16 protein-coding genes are annotated in these 16,195 nt (G+C 72.3%); 9 read left to right on the top strand and 7 right to left on the bottom strand.

Annotation, left to right across the window (positions count from 1 at the left end; genetic code table 11):
• Positions 1–38: 38 nt before the first annotated feature.
• Both Cba03nite_RS27910 and Cba03nite_RS27905 read right to left on the bottom strand, forming a co-directional pair.
• A complete protein-coding gene (locus tag Cba03nite_RS27910) occupies positions 39–1,421 on the bottom strand; it encodes a sensor histidine kinase (RefSeq protein WP_203752279.1) in 1,383 nt (460 codons plus the stop codon).
• Between the two features lie 6 nt (positions 1,422–1,427).
• A complete protein-coding gene (locus tag Cba03nite_RS27905) occupies positions 1,428–2,084 on the bottom strand; it encodes a response regulator transcription factor (protein ID WP_203752275.1) in 657 nt (218 codons plus the stop codon).
• A gap of 551 nt (positions 2,085–2,635) precedes the next feature.
• Here Cba03nite_RS27905 and Cba03nite_RS27900 point away from each other — a divergent pair.
• From Cba03nite_RS27900 to Cba03nite_RS27890, 3 genes are all read left to right on the top strand, one after another.
• Positions 2,636–5,005: an ATP-binding cassette domain-containing protein gene (locus Cba03nite_RS27900; RefSeq protein ID WP_203752272.1), complete on the top strand. Its 2,370-nt coding sequence runs from the start codon at positions 2,636–2,638 to the stop codon at positions 5,003–5,005.
• A gap of 64 nt (positions 5,006–5,069) precedes the next feature.
• Positions 5,070–6,155, top strand: coding sequence for a Gfo/Idh/MocA family protein (locus tag Cba03nite_RS27895; protein WP_239126055.1), 1,086 nt, complete (start codon positions 5,070–5,072; stop codon positions 6,153–6,155).
• Between the two features lie 147 nt (positions 6,156–6,302).
• Positions 6,303–6,851 carry a M15 family metallopeptidase gene (locus Cba03nite_RS27890; RefSeq protein ID WP_203752269.1) on the top strand — a complete coding sequence of 183 codons (549 nt, stop codon included), beginning with the start codon at positions 6,303–6,305 and terminating at the stop codon, positions 6,849–6,851.
• A gap of 3 nt (positions 6,852–6,854) precedes the next feature.
• On the opposite strand, the gene Cba03nite_RS27885 is transcribed toward Cba03nite_RS27890, so the two are convergent.
• The 4 genes from Cba03nite_RS27885 to Cba03nite_RS27870 all read right to left on the bottom strand — a co-directional run bounded on the left by Cba03nite_RS27885 (position 6,855) and on the right by Cba03nite_RS27870 (position 10,967).
• Positions 6,855–7,625, bottom strand: coding sequence for an SDR family NAD(P)-dependent oxidoreductase (locus tag Cba03nite_RS27885; RefSeq protein ID WP_203752266.1), 771 nt, complete (start codon positions 7,623–7,625; stop codon positions 6,855–6,857).
• 94 nt (positions 7,626–7,719) lie between these two features.
• The gene (locus tag Cba03nite_RS27880; RefSeq protein WP_203752263.1) at positions 7,720–8,940 is read right to left on the bottom strand and encodes an OmpA family protein; all 1,221 of its coding nucleotides are present in this window, start codon (positions 8,938–8,940) and stop codon (positions 7,720–7,722) included.
• On the bottom strand, positions 8,927–10,213 hold the full coding sequence (locus tag Cba03nite_RS27875) for a hypothetical protein (protein ID WP_203752260.1): 1,287 nt from the start codon (positions 10,211–10,213) through the stop codon (positions 8,927–8,929). The genes Cba03nite_RS27880 and Cba03nite_RS27875 overlap by 14 nt, the downstream gene beginning before the upstream one ends.
• A 7-nt stretch (positions 10,214–10,220) precedes the next feature.
• Positions 10,221–10,967 carry a hypothetical protein gene (locus Cba03nite_RS27870; protein WP_203752258.1) on the bottom strand — a complete coding sequence of 249 codons (747 nt, stop codon included), beginning with the start codon at positions 10,965–10,967 and terminating at the stop codon, positions 10,221–10,223.
• A 254-nt stretch (positions 10,968–11,221) separates the two neighbouring features.
• Here Cba03nite_RS27870 and Cba03nite_RS27865 point away from each other — a divergent pair, with 254 nt between their 5' ends.
• The 4 genes from Cba03nite_RS27865 (at position 11,222) to Cba03nite_RS27850 (ending at position 13,998) form a co-directional block, all read left to right on the top strand.
• A complete protein-coding gene (locus Cba03nite_RS27865; RefSeq protein WP_203752256.1) occupies positions 11,222–12,007 on the top strand; it encodes an ArsR/SmtB family transcription factor in 786 nt (261 codons plus the stop codon).
• 136 nt (positions 12,008–12,143) lie between these two features.
• Positions 12,144–12,797: an FMN-dependent NADH-azoreductase gene (locus Cba03nite_RS27860; protein WP_203752254.1), complete on the top strand. Its 654-nt coding sequence runs from the start codon at positions 12,144–12,146 to the stop codon at positions 12,795–12,797.
• Positions 12,798–12,919: 122 nt separating this feature from the next.
• Complete coding sequence (locus Cba03nite_RS27855) at positions 12,920–13,813, top strand: hypothetical protein (protein WP_203752252.1); 894 nt, start codon at positions 12,920–12,922, stop codon at positions 13,811–13,813.
• Positions 13,810–13,998 (top strand): hypothetical protein, encoded by a 189-nt coding sequence (locus Cba03nite_RS27850; RefSeq protein WP_203752250.1) that lies wholly within the window; start codon positions 13,810–13,812, stop codon positions 13,996–13,998. The genes Cba03nite_RS27855 and Cba03nite_RS27850 overlap by 4 nt, the downstream gene beginning before the upstream one ends.
• 6 nt (positions 13,999–14,004) lie before the next feature.
• Here Cba03nite_RS27850 and Cba03nite_RS27845 read toward each other — a convergent pair whose 3' ends face one another.
• Complete coding sequence (locus Cba03nite_RS27845) at positions 14,005–14,646, bottom strand: class I SAM-dependent DNA methyltransferase (protein ID WP_203752248.1); 642 nt, start codon at positions 14,644–14,646, stop codon at positions 14,005–14,007.
• 88 nt (positions 14,647–14,734) lie between these two features.
• Here Cba03nite_RS27845 and Cba03nite_RS27840 point away from each other — a divergent pair, with 88 nt between their 5' ends.
• Positions 14,735–15,055: a PadR family transcriptional regulator gene (locus Cba03nite_RS27840; RefSeq protein WP_203752302.1), complete on the top strand. Its 321-nt coding sequence runs from the start codon at positions 14,735–14,737 to the stop codon at positions 15,053–15,055.
• Positions 15,056–15,061: 6 nt separating this feature from the next.
• Positions 15,062–16,186, top strand: coding sequence for a hypothetical protein (locus Cba03nite_RS27835; protein ID WP_203752246.1), 1,125 nt, complete (start codon positions 15,062–15,064; stop codon positions 16,184–16,186).
• Positions 16,187–16,195 lie beyond the last annotated feature (9 nt).

The following is a 16,195-nucleotide window of genomic DNA, read 5'->3' as shown; positions in this document are numbered from 1 at the left end:
CCCCGGAACTGCACCCGCCCGAGCGGCGGCGGCCGGGTTCAGTCCGGGGTGTCGAGGGCGCGGAACCAGAGGCGGGCGTCGAGGCCGCGGTCGTCGGCGCGGGACATGGTCAGCCGGCCGCCGGAGGCGTCCACCAGCACGGCGACGATGGCCAGGCCGAGGCCGGAGCCGTCGATGTTCTGCGCGTTCGGGGCCCGCCAGAAGCGCTCGGTGGCCTGGGCGAGCTGCTCGTCGGTCATGCCGGGCCCGTCGTCGCGCACGTGCACGGCCACACCGCCGTCGGCGGCCCGCACCGACACCTCGACCCGGCCGCCGGGGCCGGTGAACTTCACCGCGTTGTCGATCAGCGCGTCCAGGGCCTGGTCGAGGGCGGTCGGCACGGCCTGCATCAGCACGACGGCCCGGTCGGCGCGCAGGGTCAGGGTCGTGCCGGTGCGGCGGGCCAGCGGCTCCCAGGCGGCGACCCGGGCCTGGGCCACGGCGACGGCGTCGACGGTGACGGGGCGGTGCTGGCCGCGTTCGGCGCGGGCGAGGGTGAGCAGGCCGTCGAGCACGGTGGCCAGCCGGTCGGTCTCCTCCAGCGCGATCCGGTGCTCGGTGCGGCCGTCCTCGTCGGCGAGGCTGGGCCCCAGCTCCTCTACGCGCAGCCGCAGCGCGGTCAGCGGGTTGCGCAGCTGGTGGCTGGCGTGGGCGACGAACGCGCGCTGGCGTTCCATCGCGTCCGCGACGGCGTACGCCATGTCGTTGAAGCTGCGGGTGAGGCGGCGCAGCTCGGGCGGCCCGGCCTGGTCGGAGATGCGGGTGCCGCTGTCCCCGGCGGCGACCTCGTGCGTCATCGCGTCCAGCACGGTGACCGGCCGCAGCACCCAGTTGGCCAGGCTGCGCGCGGTCAGCACGGCGGCCAGCGCGGCGAGCAGCCCGATGCCGCCCAGCGCCAGCCACCAGAAGGTGACCGCGTCGCGCACCCGGCCGGCGGGCGACACGATGACGACCATGCCGAGGACCTCGCCGTTGTCGTTGACCGGCACGGCGACCACGATCGGCTCGCCGCTCCACGGCAGCACCGACTCGGCCGAGCTGTACTGCTGCCCGGCGAACGCGGCGCGCATCGCGGCGTCCCGGCGTTCCGCGTCGAGCCGGTATCCGGCCGAGCTGGTGAAGACGTTGCGGTCCCGGTCGAGCACGGCCGCGCCGATGCCGTACAGCTCGTCGTAGCGGGTCAGCTCGTCGCGGACGGTGCCGACGCTGTCGGTGCGCAGGCCGGGGCGGGCCAGCGCGGCGAAGCGGGTGGCGTCGGCGAGCCGGTCGGCGCGGACCAGGTCGGACTCTCGGCTGGCCAGGGTGACCGCGAGCGGGATCTCCAGGGCGAGCAGGACCAGGGTCATCAGCAGCAGGTAGCTGGCGGCGAGGCGGCGGCGCACGGGCGGCTACTCGGTGCGCAGGCGGTAGCCGACGCCGCGGACGGACTCGATCAGGCGGGGGTCGCCGAGCTTGCCGCGCAGCGAGCCGACGTGGACCTCGACGGTGTGCTTGGCGACCCAGGTGGTCTGCCAGGCGTCGAGCAGGATGCGGTCGCGGGTGATCACCACGCCGGGGTGCCGGGCCAGCGACAGCAGGATGTCGAACTCCTTGCGGGTGAGCGCGACCTCGGCGTCGTCGAGGGTGACGGTGCGGGCGGGCACGTCGATGCGCAGCCGCCCGGCCACGATCACCATCAGCTCGGGGGAGGCGTACGCGGCGCGGCGCAGCACCGCCTCGATCCGCGCCTGCAGCTCGACCATGGAGAACGGCTTGACCACGTAGTCGTCCGCGCCGACGCGCAGCCCGGTGACCCGGTCGCGCTCCTCGCCGCGGGCGGTGACCGCGATGATGCCCAGCTGGGGGCTGCGCGCCCGCAGCTGGCGGCACACGTCCAGGCCGTCGCCGTCGGGCAGCGACAGGTCGAGCAGGGCGAGGTCGCAGGGGGCGGCGGACAGGGCGGCGGCCGCCGTGGCGGCGTGCTCGACCTCGTACCCGCGGCGGGTCAGCGCGGCGGTCATCGCCGTGGCCACCCGCAGGTCGTCCTCGACCAGCAGGATGCGCATGCCGTGCCTCCCCTCCGTGCCTCGCGGCATTCGATGATGCGTCATGGCCGCACGTGGGCACCAGCGGCCCCGGGAGCATCGACGGATGCCTTGACTTGGATCACTGCCGGTGGTTGACTCGGGTCTGCCTTTAAGAAAGTTTCCTAATCATTAGGACCCGCGGCGGCACGCTCGCGCCGCCGCGTCACGGCACGCCGGCCGGCTGGGGGAGAAGGCCGCCTGCGTGCCGCCGGTCACCGCCCGCGTCCGTCGGTGGGACGAGGGCGGTGACCGGCGCAGCTGCCGGGCGGCCGGGCGTATCCGGCGTGCCACCCCGCCCGCCGCCCGGCAGCTCACCGGCCGCCCTCGTGAACCGGTCAGGATTCGAGAAGCGCAGCTCACGCCACCCTGGTTAGGGTGAGTCGCCGTGAGCACCGTCACCCTGCGCGCGGAAATGTGACCGGCGCCCGCCGCCGTTGCAACCGTACGTCGTACGGTACGTGTACCGTTGCGGCGACCGTGCCGACGTTGCAGAGCCGCAGGTGCAGCTCGAAGCCATGGATGGAGACACGATGAGCAAATCCCCGAGGATGCACGACGCCGACAGCCATGACCTGATCCGCGTGCACGGCGCGCGCGAGAACAACCTCAAGGACGTCAGCGTCGAGCTGCCCAAGCGCCGCCTGACGGTGTTCACCGGCGTCTCCGGCTCGGGCAAGAGCTCGCTGGTGTTCGACACCATCGCCGCCGAGTCGCAGCGGCTGATCAACGAGACGTACAGCGCCTTCGTGCAGGGCTTCATGCCGACGCTGGCCCGGCCCGAGGTCGACGTGCTGGAGGGCCTGACCACCGCGATCATCGTGGACCAGGAGCGGATGGGCGCCAACCCGCGCTCCACCGTCGGCACGGCCACCGACGCCAACGCGATGCTGCGCATCCTGTTCAGCCGGTTCGGCACGCCGCACATCGGCTCGGCCCAGGCGTTCTCCTTCAACGTCGCCTCCATCAGCGGCGCGGGCGCGGTCACCGTCGAGAAGGGCGGCGTCACCACCAAGGAGAAGCGCACCTTCAGCATCACCGGCGGCATGTGCGCGCGGTGCGAGGGCATGGGCCGGGTCAACGACTTCGACCTGACCGCGCTCTACGACGAGGACAAGTCGCTCAACGAGGGCGCGCTGACCATCCCCGGCTACACCATGGACGGCTGGTACGGCCGGATCTTCACCGGCTGCGGCTTCTTCGACCCGGACAAGCCGATCAAGAAGTTCACCAAGAAGGAACTGCACGACCTGCTCTACAAAGAGCCGACGAAGATCAAGATCGAGGGGATCAACCTCACCTACGAGGGCATCATCCCGAAGATGCAGAAGTCGATCCTGTCCAAGGACGTCGACGCGATGCAGCCGCACATCCGCGCCTTCGTGGAACGGGCCATCACCTTCCAGACCTGCCCCGACTGTGACGGCACCCGGCTGAGCGAGGCCGCCCGCTCCTCGAAGATCAAGGGCGTCAGCATCGCCGACGCCTGCCAGATGCAGATCAGCGACCTGGCCGAGTGGGTGCGCGGGCTCGACGAGCCGTCCGCCGCACCGCTGCTGGCGACGCTGACCCGCACGCTCGATTCGTTCGTGGAGATCGGCCTGGGCTACCTGAGCCTGGATCGGTCGGCGGGCAGCCTGTCCGGCGGCGAGGCGCAGCGCACCAAGATGATCCGCCACCTCGGCTCCTCGCTCACCGACGTCACGTACGTCTTCGACGAGCCGACCATCGGCCTGCACCCGCACGACATCCAGCGCATGAACGAGCTGCTCCTGCAGCTGCGCGACAAGGGCAACACGGTGCTGGTCGTCGAGCACAAGCCGGAGGCCATCGCCATCGCCGACCACGTCGTCGACCTCGGCCCCGGCGCGGGCGCGGGCGGTGGCGAGGTCGTCTACGAGGGCACCGTCGCGGGCCTGCGCGCCAGCGGCACCCTCACCGGCCGCCACCTCGACTACCGCGCCCAGCTCAAGCCCTCGGTCCGCAAGGCCAAGGGCAAGCTGGAGGTACGCGGCGCCGCCACCCACAACCTGCGCGACGTGGACGTCGACATCCCGCTCGGCGTGCTGACCGTGGTGACCGGCGTGGCCGGCTCCGGCAAGAGCTCGCTGATCCACGGCTCGGTGGCCACCCGCGACGGCGTCGTCTCCGTCGACCAGGGCGCCATCCGCGGCTCGCGGCGCAGCAACCCGGCCACCTACACCGGGCTGCTGGAGCCGATCCGCAAGGCGTTCGCCAAGGCCAACGGCGTCAAGCCCGCCCTGTTCAGCGCCAACTCCGAGGGCGCCTGCCCGACCTGCAACGGCGCCGGTGTCATCTACACCGACCTCGCGATGATGGCCGGGGTCGCCACCACCTGCGAGGAGTGCGAGGGCAAGCGCTTCCAGGCGGCCGTGCTGGAGTACCGGCTCGGCGGCCGGGACATCAGCGAGGTGCTCGCGATGCCGGTGACCGAGGCCGAGGAGTTCTTCCGCACCGGGGAGTCGAAGGTCGCCGCCGCGCACGCGATCCTCGACCGGCTCGCCGACGTCGGCCTCGGCTACCTGACCCTGGGCCAGCCGCTCACCACGCTGTCCGGCGGCGAGCGCCAGCGGCTCAAGCTCGCCACCAACATGGCCGACAAGGGCGGGGTGTACGTGCTCGACGAGCCGACCACCGGCCTGCACCTGGCCGACGTGGAGAACCTGCTCGGCCTGCTGGACCGGCTGGTCGACGCGGGCAAGTCGGTGATCGTGATCGAGCACCACCAGGCGGTCATGGCGCACGCCGACTGGATCATCGACCTCGGTCCGGGCGCGGGCCACGACGGCGGCCGGATCGTCTTCGAGGGCACGCCCGCCGAGCTGGTGAAGAACAAGAAGACGCTGACCGGGCAGCACCTGGCGCAGTACGTCGGCGCCTGACCGGCACGGTTCACGGCGGGATCTCGCACTGCGCGGGGTCCCGCCGCTGCCGTACGGTACGGCTGTGACTCACAACCCGGTGCGGTACGCGGTGGTCGGGCGCGGCTGGCGTGCGCAGTTCTTCTTCAAGCTCGCCGAGCTGATGCCCGAGCGGTTCACGGTGACCGGCGTGATGACGCGCTCGCCCGAGGCCGCCGCCGAGGTGGCCGGCCGCTGGCGGCTGCCCGTCACCCAGGACCTGGACGCCCTGCTGCGCACCGGCGACCCCGAGTACGTGATCACCTCCGTGCCGTGGGGCGTCAACCCCGGCCTGGTCGAGGCGCTGTGCGAGCGCGGCGTGCCCGTGCTGTCCGAGACGCCGCCCGCACCGGACCTGGCCGGGCTGCGCCGCCTCTGGGAGCAGGTGGGCGGGGCCGAGCGCGTCCAGGTCGCCGAGCAGTACCTGCTGCTGCCCGACCACGCGGCCCGGCTGGCGGTGCTGCGTACCGGCGTCATCGGGGAGCCCACCTCGGCGCAGGTGTCGTCCACCCACGGCTACCACGCGGTGTCGATGCTGCGGGGCATGCTGGGCGTCGGCCTGGGCCCGGCGAGCGTGCACGCGCGCACCTTCACCGCGCCGCTGGCCGACCCGCTGACCCCGGCGGGCTGGCGCGACGACGCGACCCCGCGTCCGGCGACGACGACGCTGGCCACCGTCGACTTCGGCGGCGGGCGCAGCGGCCTGTACGACTTCACCGACAACCAGTGGTGGAACCCGCTGCGCAGCCGCCGCATCGTGGTGCGCGGCAGCCTCGGCGAGCTGGCCGACGACCGGATCGTGCGCCTGCAGGGGACCCGCACGTTCGTCGAGTCGCAGCTGCGCCGCCGCCAGACCGGGCGCGATCTCAACCTGGAGGGCTTCGACCTGGACCACGTCGGATTCGACGGCGAGGTGGTCTACACCAACCCGTACGCGGGCGCGCGGCTGTCCGATGAGGAGATCGCCATCGCGACCATCCTGGAGGCCACCGGCCTGTGGGCGCGCGAGCAGGGTCCGGCGCCGTACCCGCTCGCCGCGGCGTGCCAGGACCACGCGATCAGCCTCGCCATCGACGAGTCCGCCCGCACCGGCGCGCTCGTCGAGGTCGGGGCGGAGCCCTGGCAGGACTGAACGCCCGATTCGCGCCTTTAAGGAGGCTGTGGTGGGTGTTAACAGCATGTGTGGGTATCGGCTCACCCTGCGGTAACACGCTGAGTGGTGGAGTGGTTCCTCGCGGGTCACCGTGATCGTCACGGTGACCGGGAGAGGAGCTCCGAGATGACCTGCCCAGCCCCGCGTCCCCGGCTGCCCTGGCGAGCCGGTGTCGGTGCCGCCGCCGCCCTCGCGGTCGCGGTGCCGGCGTACACGGCCTTCGCGCCTGATGCGTCGGCCGCCGGCGCGCTGACCACTGCGGACGGTTACCTGGCCGAGCCGGTGTCGCCGTTCGACGACGGCCATCCGGCGATCACCGGGCTCGACCCCGCGCTGCGCGACGCCGTCCGGAAGGCCGCCGTCGAAGCCCGAGCCGACGGCGTGACCCTCGTGATCAACTCTGGCTGGCGCAGCCGAGACCACCAGGAGCACCTGCTGAAGGAGGCCGTCGCGGAGCACGGGCCGGAGCAGGCGCGCCGCCTGGTAAACACCCCCGACCGGTCCACCCACGTCACCGGCGACGCCGTCGACGTGGGACCGGTCGAGGCCGACCGGTGGCTCCAGCGGCATGGCGGCGCGTACGGGCTGTGCCAGATCTACGCCAACGAGATCTGGCACTTCGAACTGCGGTCGCAGCCCTGCCCGCCCATGCTGCCCGACGCGTCCGCCGGCTGACCGTCAGGCGGGAAACTTCTCGCCGGTCAGCTGCGCGCACGCGGCCAGCAGCCGGTCCTGCACGCTCACGTCGTAGGCGGCCGGGTTGGCGCGCAGATCCCGCCGCCGCTTGAGGTAGCGCCCGCTGAACCCGACCTCGGCCGGGTCGGCGGTGGCCAGCCAGACCTGCGTCTCGGCGCCCTCCGCCAGGCTGTCGGGCGCGTTCGGCCCGCCCATCCGCGTCTTGATCCAGCCGGGGTCCACCGCGTTGCTCAGCACCGCCGGGAACAGCCGGGCCACCGCGAACGCCAGCGTCACGTCGTGCAGCTTCGAGTCGCTGTACGCCTGCATGCCCTGCCACGGCTTGCGCTCGAACTGCAGGTCGGCGAAGTCGGCCCGGCCGCCCGACTCCAGCCCCGACGTCAGGTAGATCAGCCGCTCCGGCAGCGGCAGCAGCGCGGTGAGCAGGTACGGCGCGAGCACGTTCACGGCGAGGATGCGCTCGATGCCGTCCTCGGTCTCCACGCGCTCGCTGCTGCTGCCGACCCCGACGTTGTGCACGACCACGTCGTAGGGGCCGTGCGCGGCGGCGGCCGCGGCCAGCGACCTGGTCTGCGCCAGGGACGACACGTCCCCGGCGACCACGGCCGCGGCGGTGGGGACCGCGTCGCGCACCTGCGCCGCGCGCTGCTCGTCGCGGGCGTGCAGCACCACCCGGTGCCCGGCCGCGAGCAGGTCGCGCGCCGTCTGCAGCCCGATGCCGTCGGCGGATCCGGTGACGAAGACGCTTTTCATCCGACCTCCTGATGATCTCCGCCCACCCTACGCCGCGCCGATCCAGCAGGCCGGGACCGGCCGAGTGCGCGGCCGGTCCCGGTGTCCGTGCTGCCTACGCGCAGCCGGTGAACTCCAGGATCACCTGCCGGTTGCGGGCGGCGAGCTGCGGCACGAGGTCGCCGCTGCCGTCGCGGTCGGCGACGAAGCCGGGGAAGTCCATGCCCGCCCCGAACGTCGTGACGGCGTCGGCGGCGACACCGTGTCCCACCAGGATCCGCTTGACCGCCTCGGCACGGTCGCGGGACAGCTGCCGCTTGTTCTCGGTGTTGCGGTTCTCGCCGGCCGAGGACGTGGTGCCGGTCAGCTTGACCTGATACCCCTTCGCGAGCGCGGTGTCGGCGTAGGCCTTCAGCTCGGCGGCCGCATCGGTTTCGCTGACGAACTCGGCCTTGTTGGGCCGGAACTTCACTCGCCCGGCGTCGCGGATGCTGACGCTGTCGCAGCCCTTCGGCGGGTTCGGCGGCGGCGGGATGGTCACGGCCCCCACCGCCGGGAGCCCGTCCGGTGCGGCCGTCTGCTGTGCGGTGACATAGGACTCGACACACCGGGCACCGCTCCGCTCGCCGATCTCACGCCAGATCGCCAGCAGGTTGTCCCGGCGGGCCGTGTCGAGCGACCGCTGCGGCTCGGCGGTCGTGCCGATGCCGACCAGGACCAGCGCCTTGCCCTCCAGCTTCGGCAGCTGGCCCTCCTTCTCCAGGAAGTCGACCAGCTCCACCGGGTCGGCGTCGATCATGCCGTCCTGGCGGAAGTCCAGCGGCGCCAGCGTCTGCAGGCCCGAGTCGATCAGGACGACCGTGCCCTGGCCGGCCGCCGCCTCGCTGGCTCGGGCGACCGCCTCCAGCGGGTTGGCCTCGGGCTGCTCCGCCTTCACCGCGCTGATCGCCTTGCCGATGGCCAGCTGGAAGTTCTCCAGGTCCTTGTGCCAGCGCACCGTGTTCTGCGCACCGCTGCCGAACTTGGCGTCGCCGGTCGGCTTGGGGTCGCCGTCGACCCGGAACACGCTGATCCGGTCACCTTCGTACGCGGTGCGCTGCAGCAGGGTCTGCACGTCGGCGGGCAGCACCGGCGCGGGCTGGTTGGCCCGCGCCCCGACCGCGAGCGCCAGCTCGCCGCCCTGCTCCAGACACCCCGGCAGTGCCGCGAAGGTCATCTCCGGCGGGCAGCAGGCCTCGGAGCAGGCGGCCGCGGGCAGGGCGGTGGCGAGCAGGACGCCCAGCGACGCGGCGCGGGCCAGGGCGCGCCCCCGCCGGGTGCGATCAGACAGCCGCATCCGAGTTCCTCTCCGCGGGCCGGGTGGAGCACCCCGGAATGGGCTGCCCGAGCAGGTACTGCAGCTGCTCGGGATCATGCAGCCGCTGGGCGATCTGGGTGCGCACGTGCGTCTTCAGTACGCAGGCCAGCGCCCGGCGCTGCCCGCGGTGCCCGTCGGCGACCGTGGCCTCGGCCTCCAGCCGCTCGTCGAGGGTGCGCTGGCGGGCGAGCAGCTTGGTGGCGCGGCGGGAGATCCGGCGCAGCCGCCGGGTCTTGCGCCGCAGGTTGCGGCGGGCGGCGCGGTAGGCGCTGGTGTACGGGTGACGCGCCAGGTACGCGCCGACCATCGCCAGGACGCCGGTGGTGACGTAGACGATGAGGAAGACCATCGCCTTGACGGCCGTCGAGGTGTCGTCCTCGACGATCCCGAAGCCGCCGAAGTTGAGCAGCGAGGTGCTGGCGCCGTCGTCGTCCTCGACGGTCAGCCGCAGCCAGTAGGCGCCGGCGCCGAGCAGCGCCCATACGAGCACGCAGACGACGACGATCCACAGGTCCCCGCCGGGGTGGTGGCGCGCGACGAAGTCGCGGAACGTCTCGCCTGCCTTGTGCATCAGGTACACCGCCATGAGGGTGACCGCGAGCACCGCGACGTAGAGCAGCTCGGGCAGGGTGCCCAGGATCAGGGCGAGCACCTGGTAGAACGCGACGAAGTCGGCGAGCGCGGCCAGCGCCAGTACTCCCCAGTGGGCCAGGTCGCCGGCCGAGAGCCCGTCGACGCGGCCGGGTCCGTAGCCGCGCCGCGGGTTGCGGCGGGGGACGCGGGCGGCCGCGGCGGGGTCGTGCGGGGTGAGCGCGGTGCCGGGCGGGGTGTGCGCCATGGCGAGGTGGGCCTGCCCGGACTGCTTGGCCTGCGCGGGCACGACGGTGCTGTTGGGGCGGGATGCCGGGTCGACCGCCTCGCGGTGGGCCTTGTCGTACATCTGCCGGGCGGTCTCCTGCTCGGCGGTGGCGTCGTCGACCAGCCGCTGCCGCGCGGCGGCGGCCGGCGCGATGCGGGCCAGCTCGTCCTTGGTGAGCTGGACCTGCCGCTTGTACTCCAGGTCGATGTCGTGGTCCCAGCCGGCGGCCTTGGCGTCGATGGCGGGGTCGAGCACGCCGCCGAGGCCCTCATCCAGGGCCGGCATCTTGGCGAGGTCGCTCTCCACCTCCCTGAGCAGGGCGTCCTGGTTCGGCGGCGGAAGCGAGCCGTAGTATCCGGCCGCGGCGCCGGGGTCTGCGTGGTAGCGGGCCATGGGTCGGTCAGCTCCTGTCCGAGGGGGTCTTCGCGGGGTGGTCGGCTCCGTCCGGGAACGGCGGAGGGTTGGCCATGTCGCCGAGCCGGGCGTCGATCTCGTCGCCGTACTCGTGGGACCGGCACAGCGACTGCCGGTACACGTTGATGCGCTCGGACACGTGCCGCCAGGCGAGGTCGGCCCGGGACTGGGCCTGCTCCATGCCGAGCCGGATCCGGACCTCCAGGTCCTTGATCTCGATCTCGAGGCGGTCGCCGCGCAGACGGGTCTGGTCGAAGCGGTCCCGCGCGGTCTTCAGCTGGGCGCGATGGTGGGCGAGCGCACGGTTGCGGCTGAGCACGTCGTCGGGCACGCCCGGGGCGCGTGACTCCCGCAGCTTCTCCTGGCGCAGCTTCTCGTCGCCGAACTCGGCCTGCGCGGCCTCGACCGCGAGCCGCTGCTCGGGCAGGGCTTCGTGGCACTGCTGCAGCTCGGTCTTCGCGGCGGCGGCGCGGCGCAGCGCGGGGCCGAACTCCTCCTGGAACGCGACGCGCTCCTGCTGGTACATCTTCAGCGCGAGGTTCTCCAGGCCCCGCCAGTAGGCGGTCTTGAGGTCCTCTGAGGCGACGTCGGGCCGCCCGAGCCGCCCGTCCCACCAGCCGTGGAAGCGGTCCCGGCGCCGTTTGAAGCCGCGGTACGGCGTCGCGGGCAGCGGCCGGCTGCGGTCCGCGCGCTCCAGGGAGCTGCCGGGGGCGGACGTGTCGCGTCGGGACATCACCACCTCCCCGGGTACGGGTGCGCCGGGTGAACAGGACTCGTCGACGTGGTGGCTGCTCGCCACAGGAAGACAGCGTCCGATGCGGATGGAGTACGCATCGCTCCTCATCGGGTCAGGGGTGTCAGGGGAGGCCGGGTGGTCCGGCCGGTCTTGCACCGCATCTCTGACGGACAGCGGGCCGGCTTGACATGCAGCCGTCCGGCTGCCTATCGTGAGGAAAGGCAGCCGGATGGCTGCATGTGGGGACGGGGATGGACGAGGTCTTCAAGGCGCTGGCGGATCCGAGCCGCCGGGCGCTGCTGGACAGCCTGGAGGCGCGCGGCGGGCAGACCCTGCGCGAGCTGTGCGCGGGGCTGGACATGGCGCGGCAGTCGGTGAGCAAGCACCTCGCGGTGCTGGAGGCGGCGAACCTGGTCACCACCGTGTGGCGGGGCCGGGAGAAGCTGCACTTCCTCAACGCCGAGCCGATCAACGCCATCGCCGACCGCTGGATCGACCGCTACCACCGCGGGCGGGTGCAGGCGCTCGCGGACCTCAAGACGGCATTGGAGCAGCAACCCATGGACGAATTCGTCTACACGACCTTCATCCGCACCACACCCGAGAAGCTCTGGCAGGCGATCACCGACCCGGCGTTCACCAGCCGGTACTGGGAGGTCACCTTCGACACGGACTGGCAGCCCGGCTCGGCCATGACCTGGGAGCGGCACGGCGTGGTCATGGCCGACCCGGCGCAGGTGGTGCTGACGGCCGAGCCCTACACGCGGCTGTCCTACACCTGGCACACCTTCACGCCGGAGTTCGCCAAGTCGGTGGACCTGGCCGAGGACCTGCGGGCGCAGCTGGCCGCGGAGCAGCGGTCGAAGGTCACCTTCGACCTGGAGCAGGTCGGCGACCTGGTGAAGCTGACCGTGGTGCACGACGGCTTCGCGCCCGGCAGCGTCCTGCCCGGCATGGTCAGCCAGGGCTGGCCGCACCTGCTGTCGGACCTCAAGACGCTCCTGGAGACGGGCCGCACCATGGCCGAGGCCGGCTGACGCCAGGCGGTATGCGAACGCTCTTCGCGATCCATTCCGCCGTCAGCCTAAAGAGCGCCACAATCCGACAATGCGATCCGCGTATGCGCAGGCCATGCCTACATTGGACGTCCCATTCATTCACTGAAGGAACGCCATGCGCATTCTTCACATCGTCGCCACGCCACGTGGTTCCGAATCACATTCACTTCGTGTTTCGGACGCCTTTCTCAAGGGCCTGGCCGCGCAGGAGGGCGACGTCGAGCTCGACGTGATCGACCTCTACCGGCACGAGCTGCCGCCGGTTGCCGGCGACAACATCGAGGCGAAGTACTCGCTGATGGTCGGGCGCCCGATCGACCGGAACCACCAGGAGTCGTGGCGGCAGGTGGAGTCGCTGATCGAGCAGTTCCTTGCCGCCGACATGTACCTGATCACGGCTCCGATGTGGAACTTCGGCGTGCCGTACGCGCTGAAGTACTACATCGACTGCATCGTGCAGCCGGGCTACCTGTTCCGCTACGACGAGACCGGCCAGGTCGTGCCGCTGGTGAACGGCAGGCGCATGGTGTGCGTCACCGCGCGGGGCGCCGACTACTCGGCGGGCAGCTTCCTGGCGCCGTACGACTTCCAGGAGCCGTACCTGCGGGCGATCTTCGGGTTCGTCGGCGTCACCGACATCCGGTTCATCCACGCCCAGCCCATGGACATCACCCCGCACCAGCGCGAGGCCGCCCTGAGCGAGGCCATCGGGCGGGCGCGGGACCTGGGCGAGGGCTTCCGGACCGGCCCGGCGGCCGTGCCGGCGTGATCGCCCCGTGATCGAGGTCCCGCCACGCTGTTCCGGGGTGTGGCGGGACCTCGATCACGAGCAGCGGGGGTGGCGCACGACCGGGACGGCGGGATTCGCGCGCCCCGGCTACCGTCCGGTGCGTGAACGGGAGCACGAGGGACTGGGCGTCGCTGTCCGCGCAGGAGCGCGCGGAAGCCGTGGCACTGGCCGCGCAAGGGCGGCCGTTTCCCGATCCGGCCGTGGCAGCTGCGATCGCCGACCGGGTACGTCGCCTGGACCGGCGCGACCGGTACACCCGGGAGCTGCTGCTAGGTGTGGCGATGACCGCGTTTTACGGCTTCTGCCTGGCCATGTACATCGCGGGCGGCTCGGTCCATGGCGCCCCGGGCTGGATGTTCCTGCTGGTGCTGCCGGCGGTGCCCGGGATTGTGATCATGACCGGGGAGTACACGCCGAGAGTGTTCCGGGGCGGCCTGCCGCCGCACGCCCAGACGCCGAACCTGCGGCTGCTGCTGGATCGGGCCGGGCCGCTCCCCGCGGCGCCGCTGACGATTCCGCGCCGACATGGGCTGCGGGCCTGGTGGCCGCTGCTCATCCCGGCTGTCGCCGTGGTCGGCTGGCTGACCTGGTCTCACCTCGGCATCCCGGCCGACCTCGGCCGGGGACTGCTCAACTTCGCCGTGGCCGCGCTGTTCTGGCTGGTGGTGTTCGCAGCGCGGGCGGTGACTCGCCGTCTGCGCGGTGCACCCGGGAACGTCTCCGCCCCGGCCGCTCCGATCACGCTCGACGCGGACGGACTGCACATGCGCCGCCTGGGCGAGCCCGTGCAGTGGTCCGATGTGTACGCCGTCGAGCTGGTCGGGCCGACGCCCGAGCAGCCCGACAGCCCGCTCGCGGTGCGCTGGAGCGTACGCGGCCGCGACCCGATCACCGTCCCCGCCGCCGACATGGCCCTGCCGCCGGAGACCGCCATCCGCGCCAGCTGGGCGTACCAGCCCGGCCTGGCGGCCCGGCAGCAGGAGGAGGCGCGATGAGACAGCAGCTGACGCCGGGCGTCCTCATCGCGATCAGCGCGGTCATGCTGGTGATGGGCGTGATCCTGATGCGTTTGCATGTGCGGGGGATGGGCGTCGACCGGACCGGGTGCGGACCGATGTTCGGGTTCACCGTGGGGGTGGTGGGGGTGCTGGCGGGCGTGGCCTGGTCGCTGCTGCGCTGAAGCAGGTCAACTCCGCGCGAGCAGCATGGCGCGCGGCAGGTTCTCGCCCGGCTGGGTCTTGCGGATGGTCTGGGTGTGTACGTCGAAGCCGGCGGCCTCCAGGAAACCGGCCATCCGCCCCGGCGTGCGCATGTGGTACTCCAGGTGGATCGTGTGCCCGAACGCCTCGGTGCGCACGATGTGCTCGTCCAGGTTCATGAAGATCAGCAGCAGGTGCCCGCCCGGCCGCAGCGCCCGCTTGAATTCGGCGAACAGGGCCGGGAGCACGTCGTCCGGGATGTGGATCACGGAGTAGACGGCGCTGATCCCGGCGAGCGAGCCGTCGGGCACGCCGAGGTCGGTCATGCTGCGCTCGTCCAGGCGCAGGTGCGGGTACTCGCTGCGGCCCTGGGCGAGCATGCCGGGGGAGACGTCGACGCCCCGGACGTCGAGGCCGAGGCTGTGCAGGTAGTTCGTGCTCATGCCGCCGCCGCAGCCCGCGTCGACCACCTCGCCGCCGCCGTCGGCCTGCACCAGCGCCGCGAACGCCGACATCATCGCGCGCTCGATGGGGATGGCCTCGTACTCGTCCCTGAAGCGCTCGGTGTAGTCGGCGGCGAAGGCGTCGTAGGACTGGCGGGTGGTGGTCACGAAGGCGGGCTCGGTCATGGGCGGAGCCTAGTCGCGCCCTAGCGCGGCGGCTGCCCCGGATCTTGACATGTATTGATCATTTAACTATGGTCCGTGCATGCCACCCATGCGTGAGCCCACCTACCTGATCCTCACCGCACTGGCCTCCGGGCCGCGGTACGGATACGCCATCATCCAGGACGTCGGCGAGCTGTCCGGGGGCCGGACGTCGCTGCTGCCCGGCACCCTCTACACCGCGCTGGACCGGCTCGCCGCCGAAGGGCTCGTCGAGCTGGACCGCGAGGAGACCGTCGACGGCCGCCTGCGCCGCTACTACCGGCTCACCCCCGGCGGAGTCACCGCGCTGGAGGCCGAGACCGCCCGCATGCGCCGGCTCACCACCGCGGCCGAGACCCGGCTGCGCACCCTGCGACCCCAGACGGCCTGACCGGCCATGTCCGAGAGGCAGACCATGCCGGTGACCTCCGACCCGCTGGCACGCCGCTACCGGCGGCTGCTGCTGTGCTACCCCCGCGCCTACCGCCGCGCGCGCGGCGAGGAGCTGCTCGCGACGCTGCTCGAAGCGGCGCCGCCCGGCCGGGCCCGGCCCACGGCCCGCGAGGCCGCCAACCTGATCGGCCACGGCCTGCGCGCCCGGCTCGGCCGGCCGAGGAGCCGCTCCGTGGTCACCTGGGCCGTGTTCACCGCCGTCATCTGCGGGCTGTTCACCGCGGCGCTGGCCACCCGCCTCGCCTGGGAGACGTCGCCGCCGATGCCGGACCGCGCGGAGGCCGCCGCGATCCTGGCCGACGTGCTGCCCGGACAGCAGTTCGCGCCCGGCGAGATCTATCCGGCGGAGACCCTGTTCGCGATCTACGGCGAGCCGCTGAGCCTGAACTCCGTCAACGACCTGCTGTTCGGCGACGGCGGTGAGTATGCGCTGACGGCGACCGGGGCCTCCCGCACCGGCTTCCCGTCCCTGCCACTCGACCAGACCGCGGCGGTGGCCGAGCAGCGGCTGCGCGACGGCGGCTGGACCGTGTACCCGGCGACGCACAACGACATGTACGGGTGTGCCGGCCCGCCGTGCGATCCGGCCACGATCCCGCAGGACACCAGGCTGTTCGCCAAGCGCGGGAACACGACGCTGGAGCTGGAGCTCTACCCCCAGCAGCACGCCGACAGCACCTACCTGGCGGTCAGCCTGAGCCGGACGACCCCGGCCGCCGTGTGGCCCGCCGCCGTCGTCGGAGGGCTGCTCGGCGCGGCCATGGGCTGGCTGCTGTTCGGCTGGGCGAGCCGCCGCACGCAGGCCCCGCATCCGGTGCGCGTCCCGGTCAACGTCCTGTTCGGCGTGACGATGGGGTTGTGGTGGCTGCCGGTGCTCTTCACGGTGCCGTTCATGGTGGAACACCACCTCGGCGAGCCGCATCCGCGCTGGCATCCGCTGTGGGAGTGGCTGGGCCAGCCGGTGTTCTCGCTGTTCCTGGTGGCGGGCTGCGCCAGCGCCCTGCTCGGGCTCGCGCTCGCGCTGCTGCCCTCGCGGCGTACGCAGCCGCAGCGCGTCGCCACGACCTGACCGATCGGC

The sequence above is a fragment of the Catellatospora bangladeshensis genome (assembly GCF_016862575.1).
Lineage (GTDB): Bacteria > Actinomycetota > Actinomycetes > Mycobacteriales > Micromonosporaceae > Catellatospora > Catellatospora bangladeshensis.
Note: the sequence above shows the minus strand (reverse complement) of the source record. Positions and strands in the feature narration are given on the sequence as shown.

What these genes read in the sequence shown, in the direction of transcription:
- Cba03nite_RS27905 (WP_203752275.1), bottom strand. Translation starts at nt 2,084, where the DNA reads ATGCGCATCCTGCTGGTCGAGGACGACCTGCGGGTGGCCACGGCGATG.
- Cba03nite_RS27900 (WP_203752272.1), top strand. Translation starts at nt 2,636, where the DNA reads ATGAGCAAATCCCCGAGGATGCACGACGCCGACAGCCATGACCTGATC.
- Cba03nite_RS27890 (WP_203752269.1), top strand. Translation starts at nt 6,303, where the DNA reads ATGACCTGCCCAGCCCCGCGTCCCCGGCTGCCCTGGCGAGCCGGTGTC.
- Cba03nite_RS27885 (WP_203752266.1), bottom strand. Translation starts at nt 7,625, where the DNA reads ATGAAAAGCGTCTTCGTCACCGGATCCGCCGACGGCATCGGGCTGCAG.
- Cba03nite_RS27880 (WP_203752263.1), bottom strand. Translation starts at nt 8,940, where the DNA reads ATGCGGCTGTCTGATCGCACCCGGCGGGGGCGCGCCCTGGCCCGCGCC.
- Cba03nite_RS27875 (WP_203752260.1), bottom strand. Translation starts at nt 10,213, where the DNA reads ATGGCCCGCTACCACGCAGACCCCGGCGCCGCGGCCGGATACTACGGC.
- Cba03nite_RS27870 (WP_203752258.1), bottom strand. Translation starts at nt 10,967, where the DNA reads ATGTCCCGACGCGACACGTCCGCCCCCGGCAGCTCCCTGGAGCGCGCG.
- Cba03nite_RS27865 (WP_203752256.1), top strand. Translation starts at nt 11,222, where the DNA reads ATGGACGAGGTCTTCAAGGCGCTGGCGGATCCGAGCCGCCGGGCGCTG.
- Cba03nite_RS27860 (WP_203752254.1), top strand. Translation starts at nt 12,144, where the DNA reads ATGCGCATTCTTCACATCGTCGCCACGCCACGTGGTTCCGAATCACAT.
- Cba03nite_RS27850 (WP_203752250.1), top strand. Translation starts at nt 13,810, where the DNA reads ATGAGACAGCAGCTGACGCCGGGCGTCCTCATCGCGATCAGCGCGGTC.
- Cba03nite_RS27845 (WP_203752248.1), bottom strand. Translation starts at nt 14,646, where the DNA reads ATGACCGAGCCCGCCTTCGTGACCACCACCCGCCAGTCCTACGACGCC.
- Cba03nite_RS27840 (WP_203752302.1), top strand. Translation starts at nt 14,735, where the DNA reads ATGCGTGAGCCCACCTACCTGATCCTCACCGCACTGGCCTCCGGGCCG.
- Cba03nite_RS27835 (WP_203752246.1), top strand. Translation starts at nt 15,062, where the DNA reads ATGTCCGAGAGGCAGACCATGCCGGTGACCTCCGACCCGCTGGCACGC.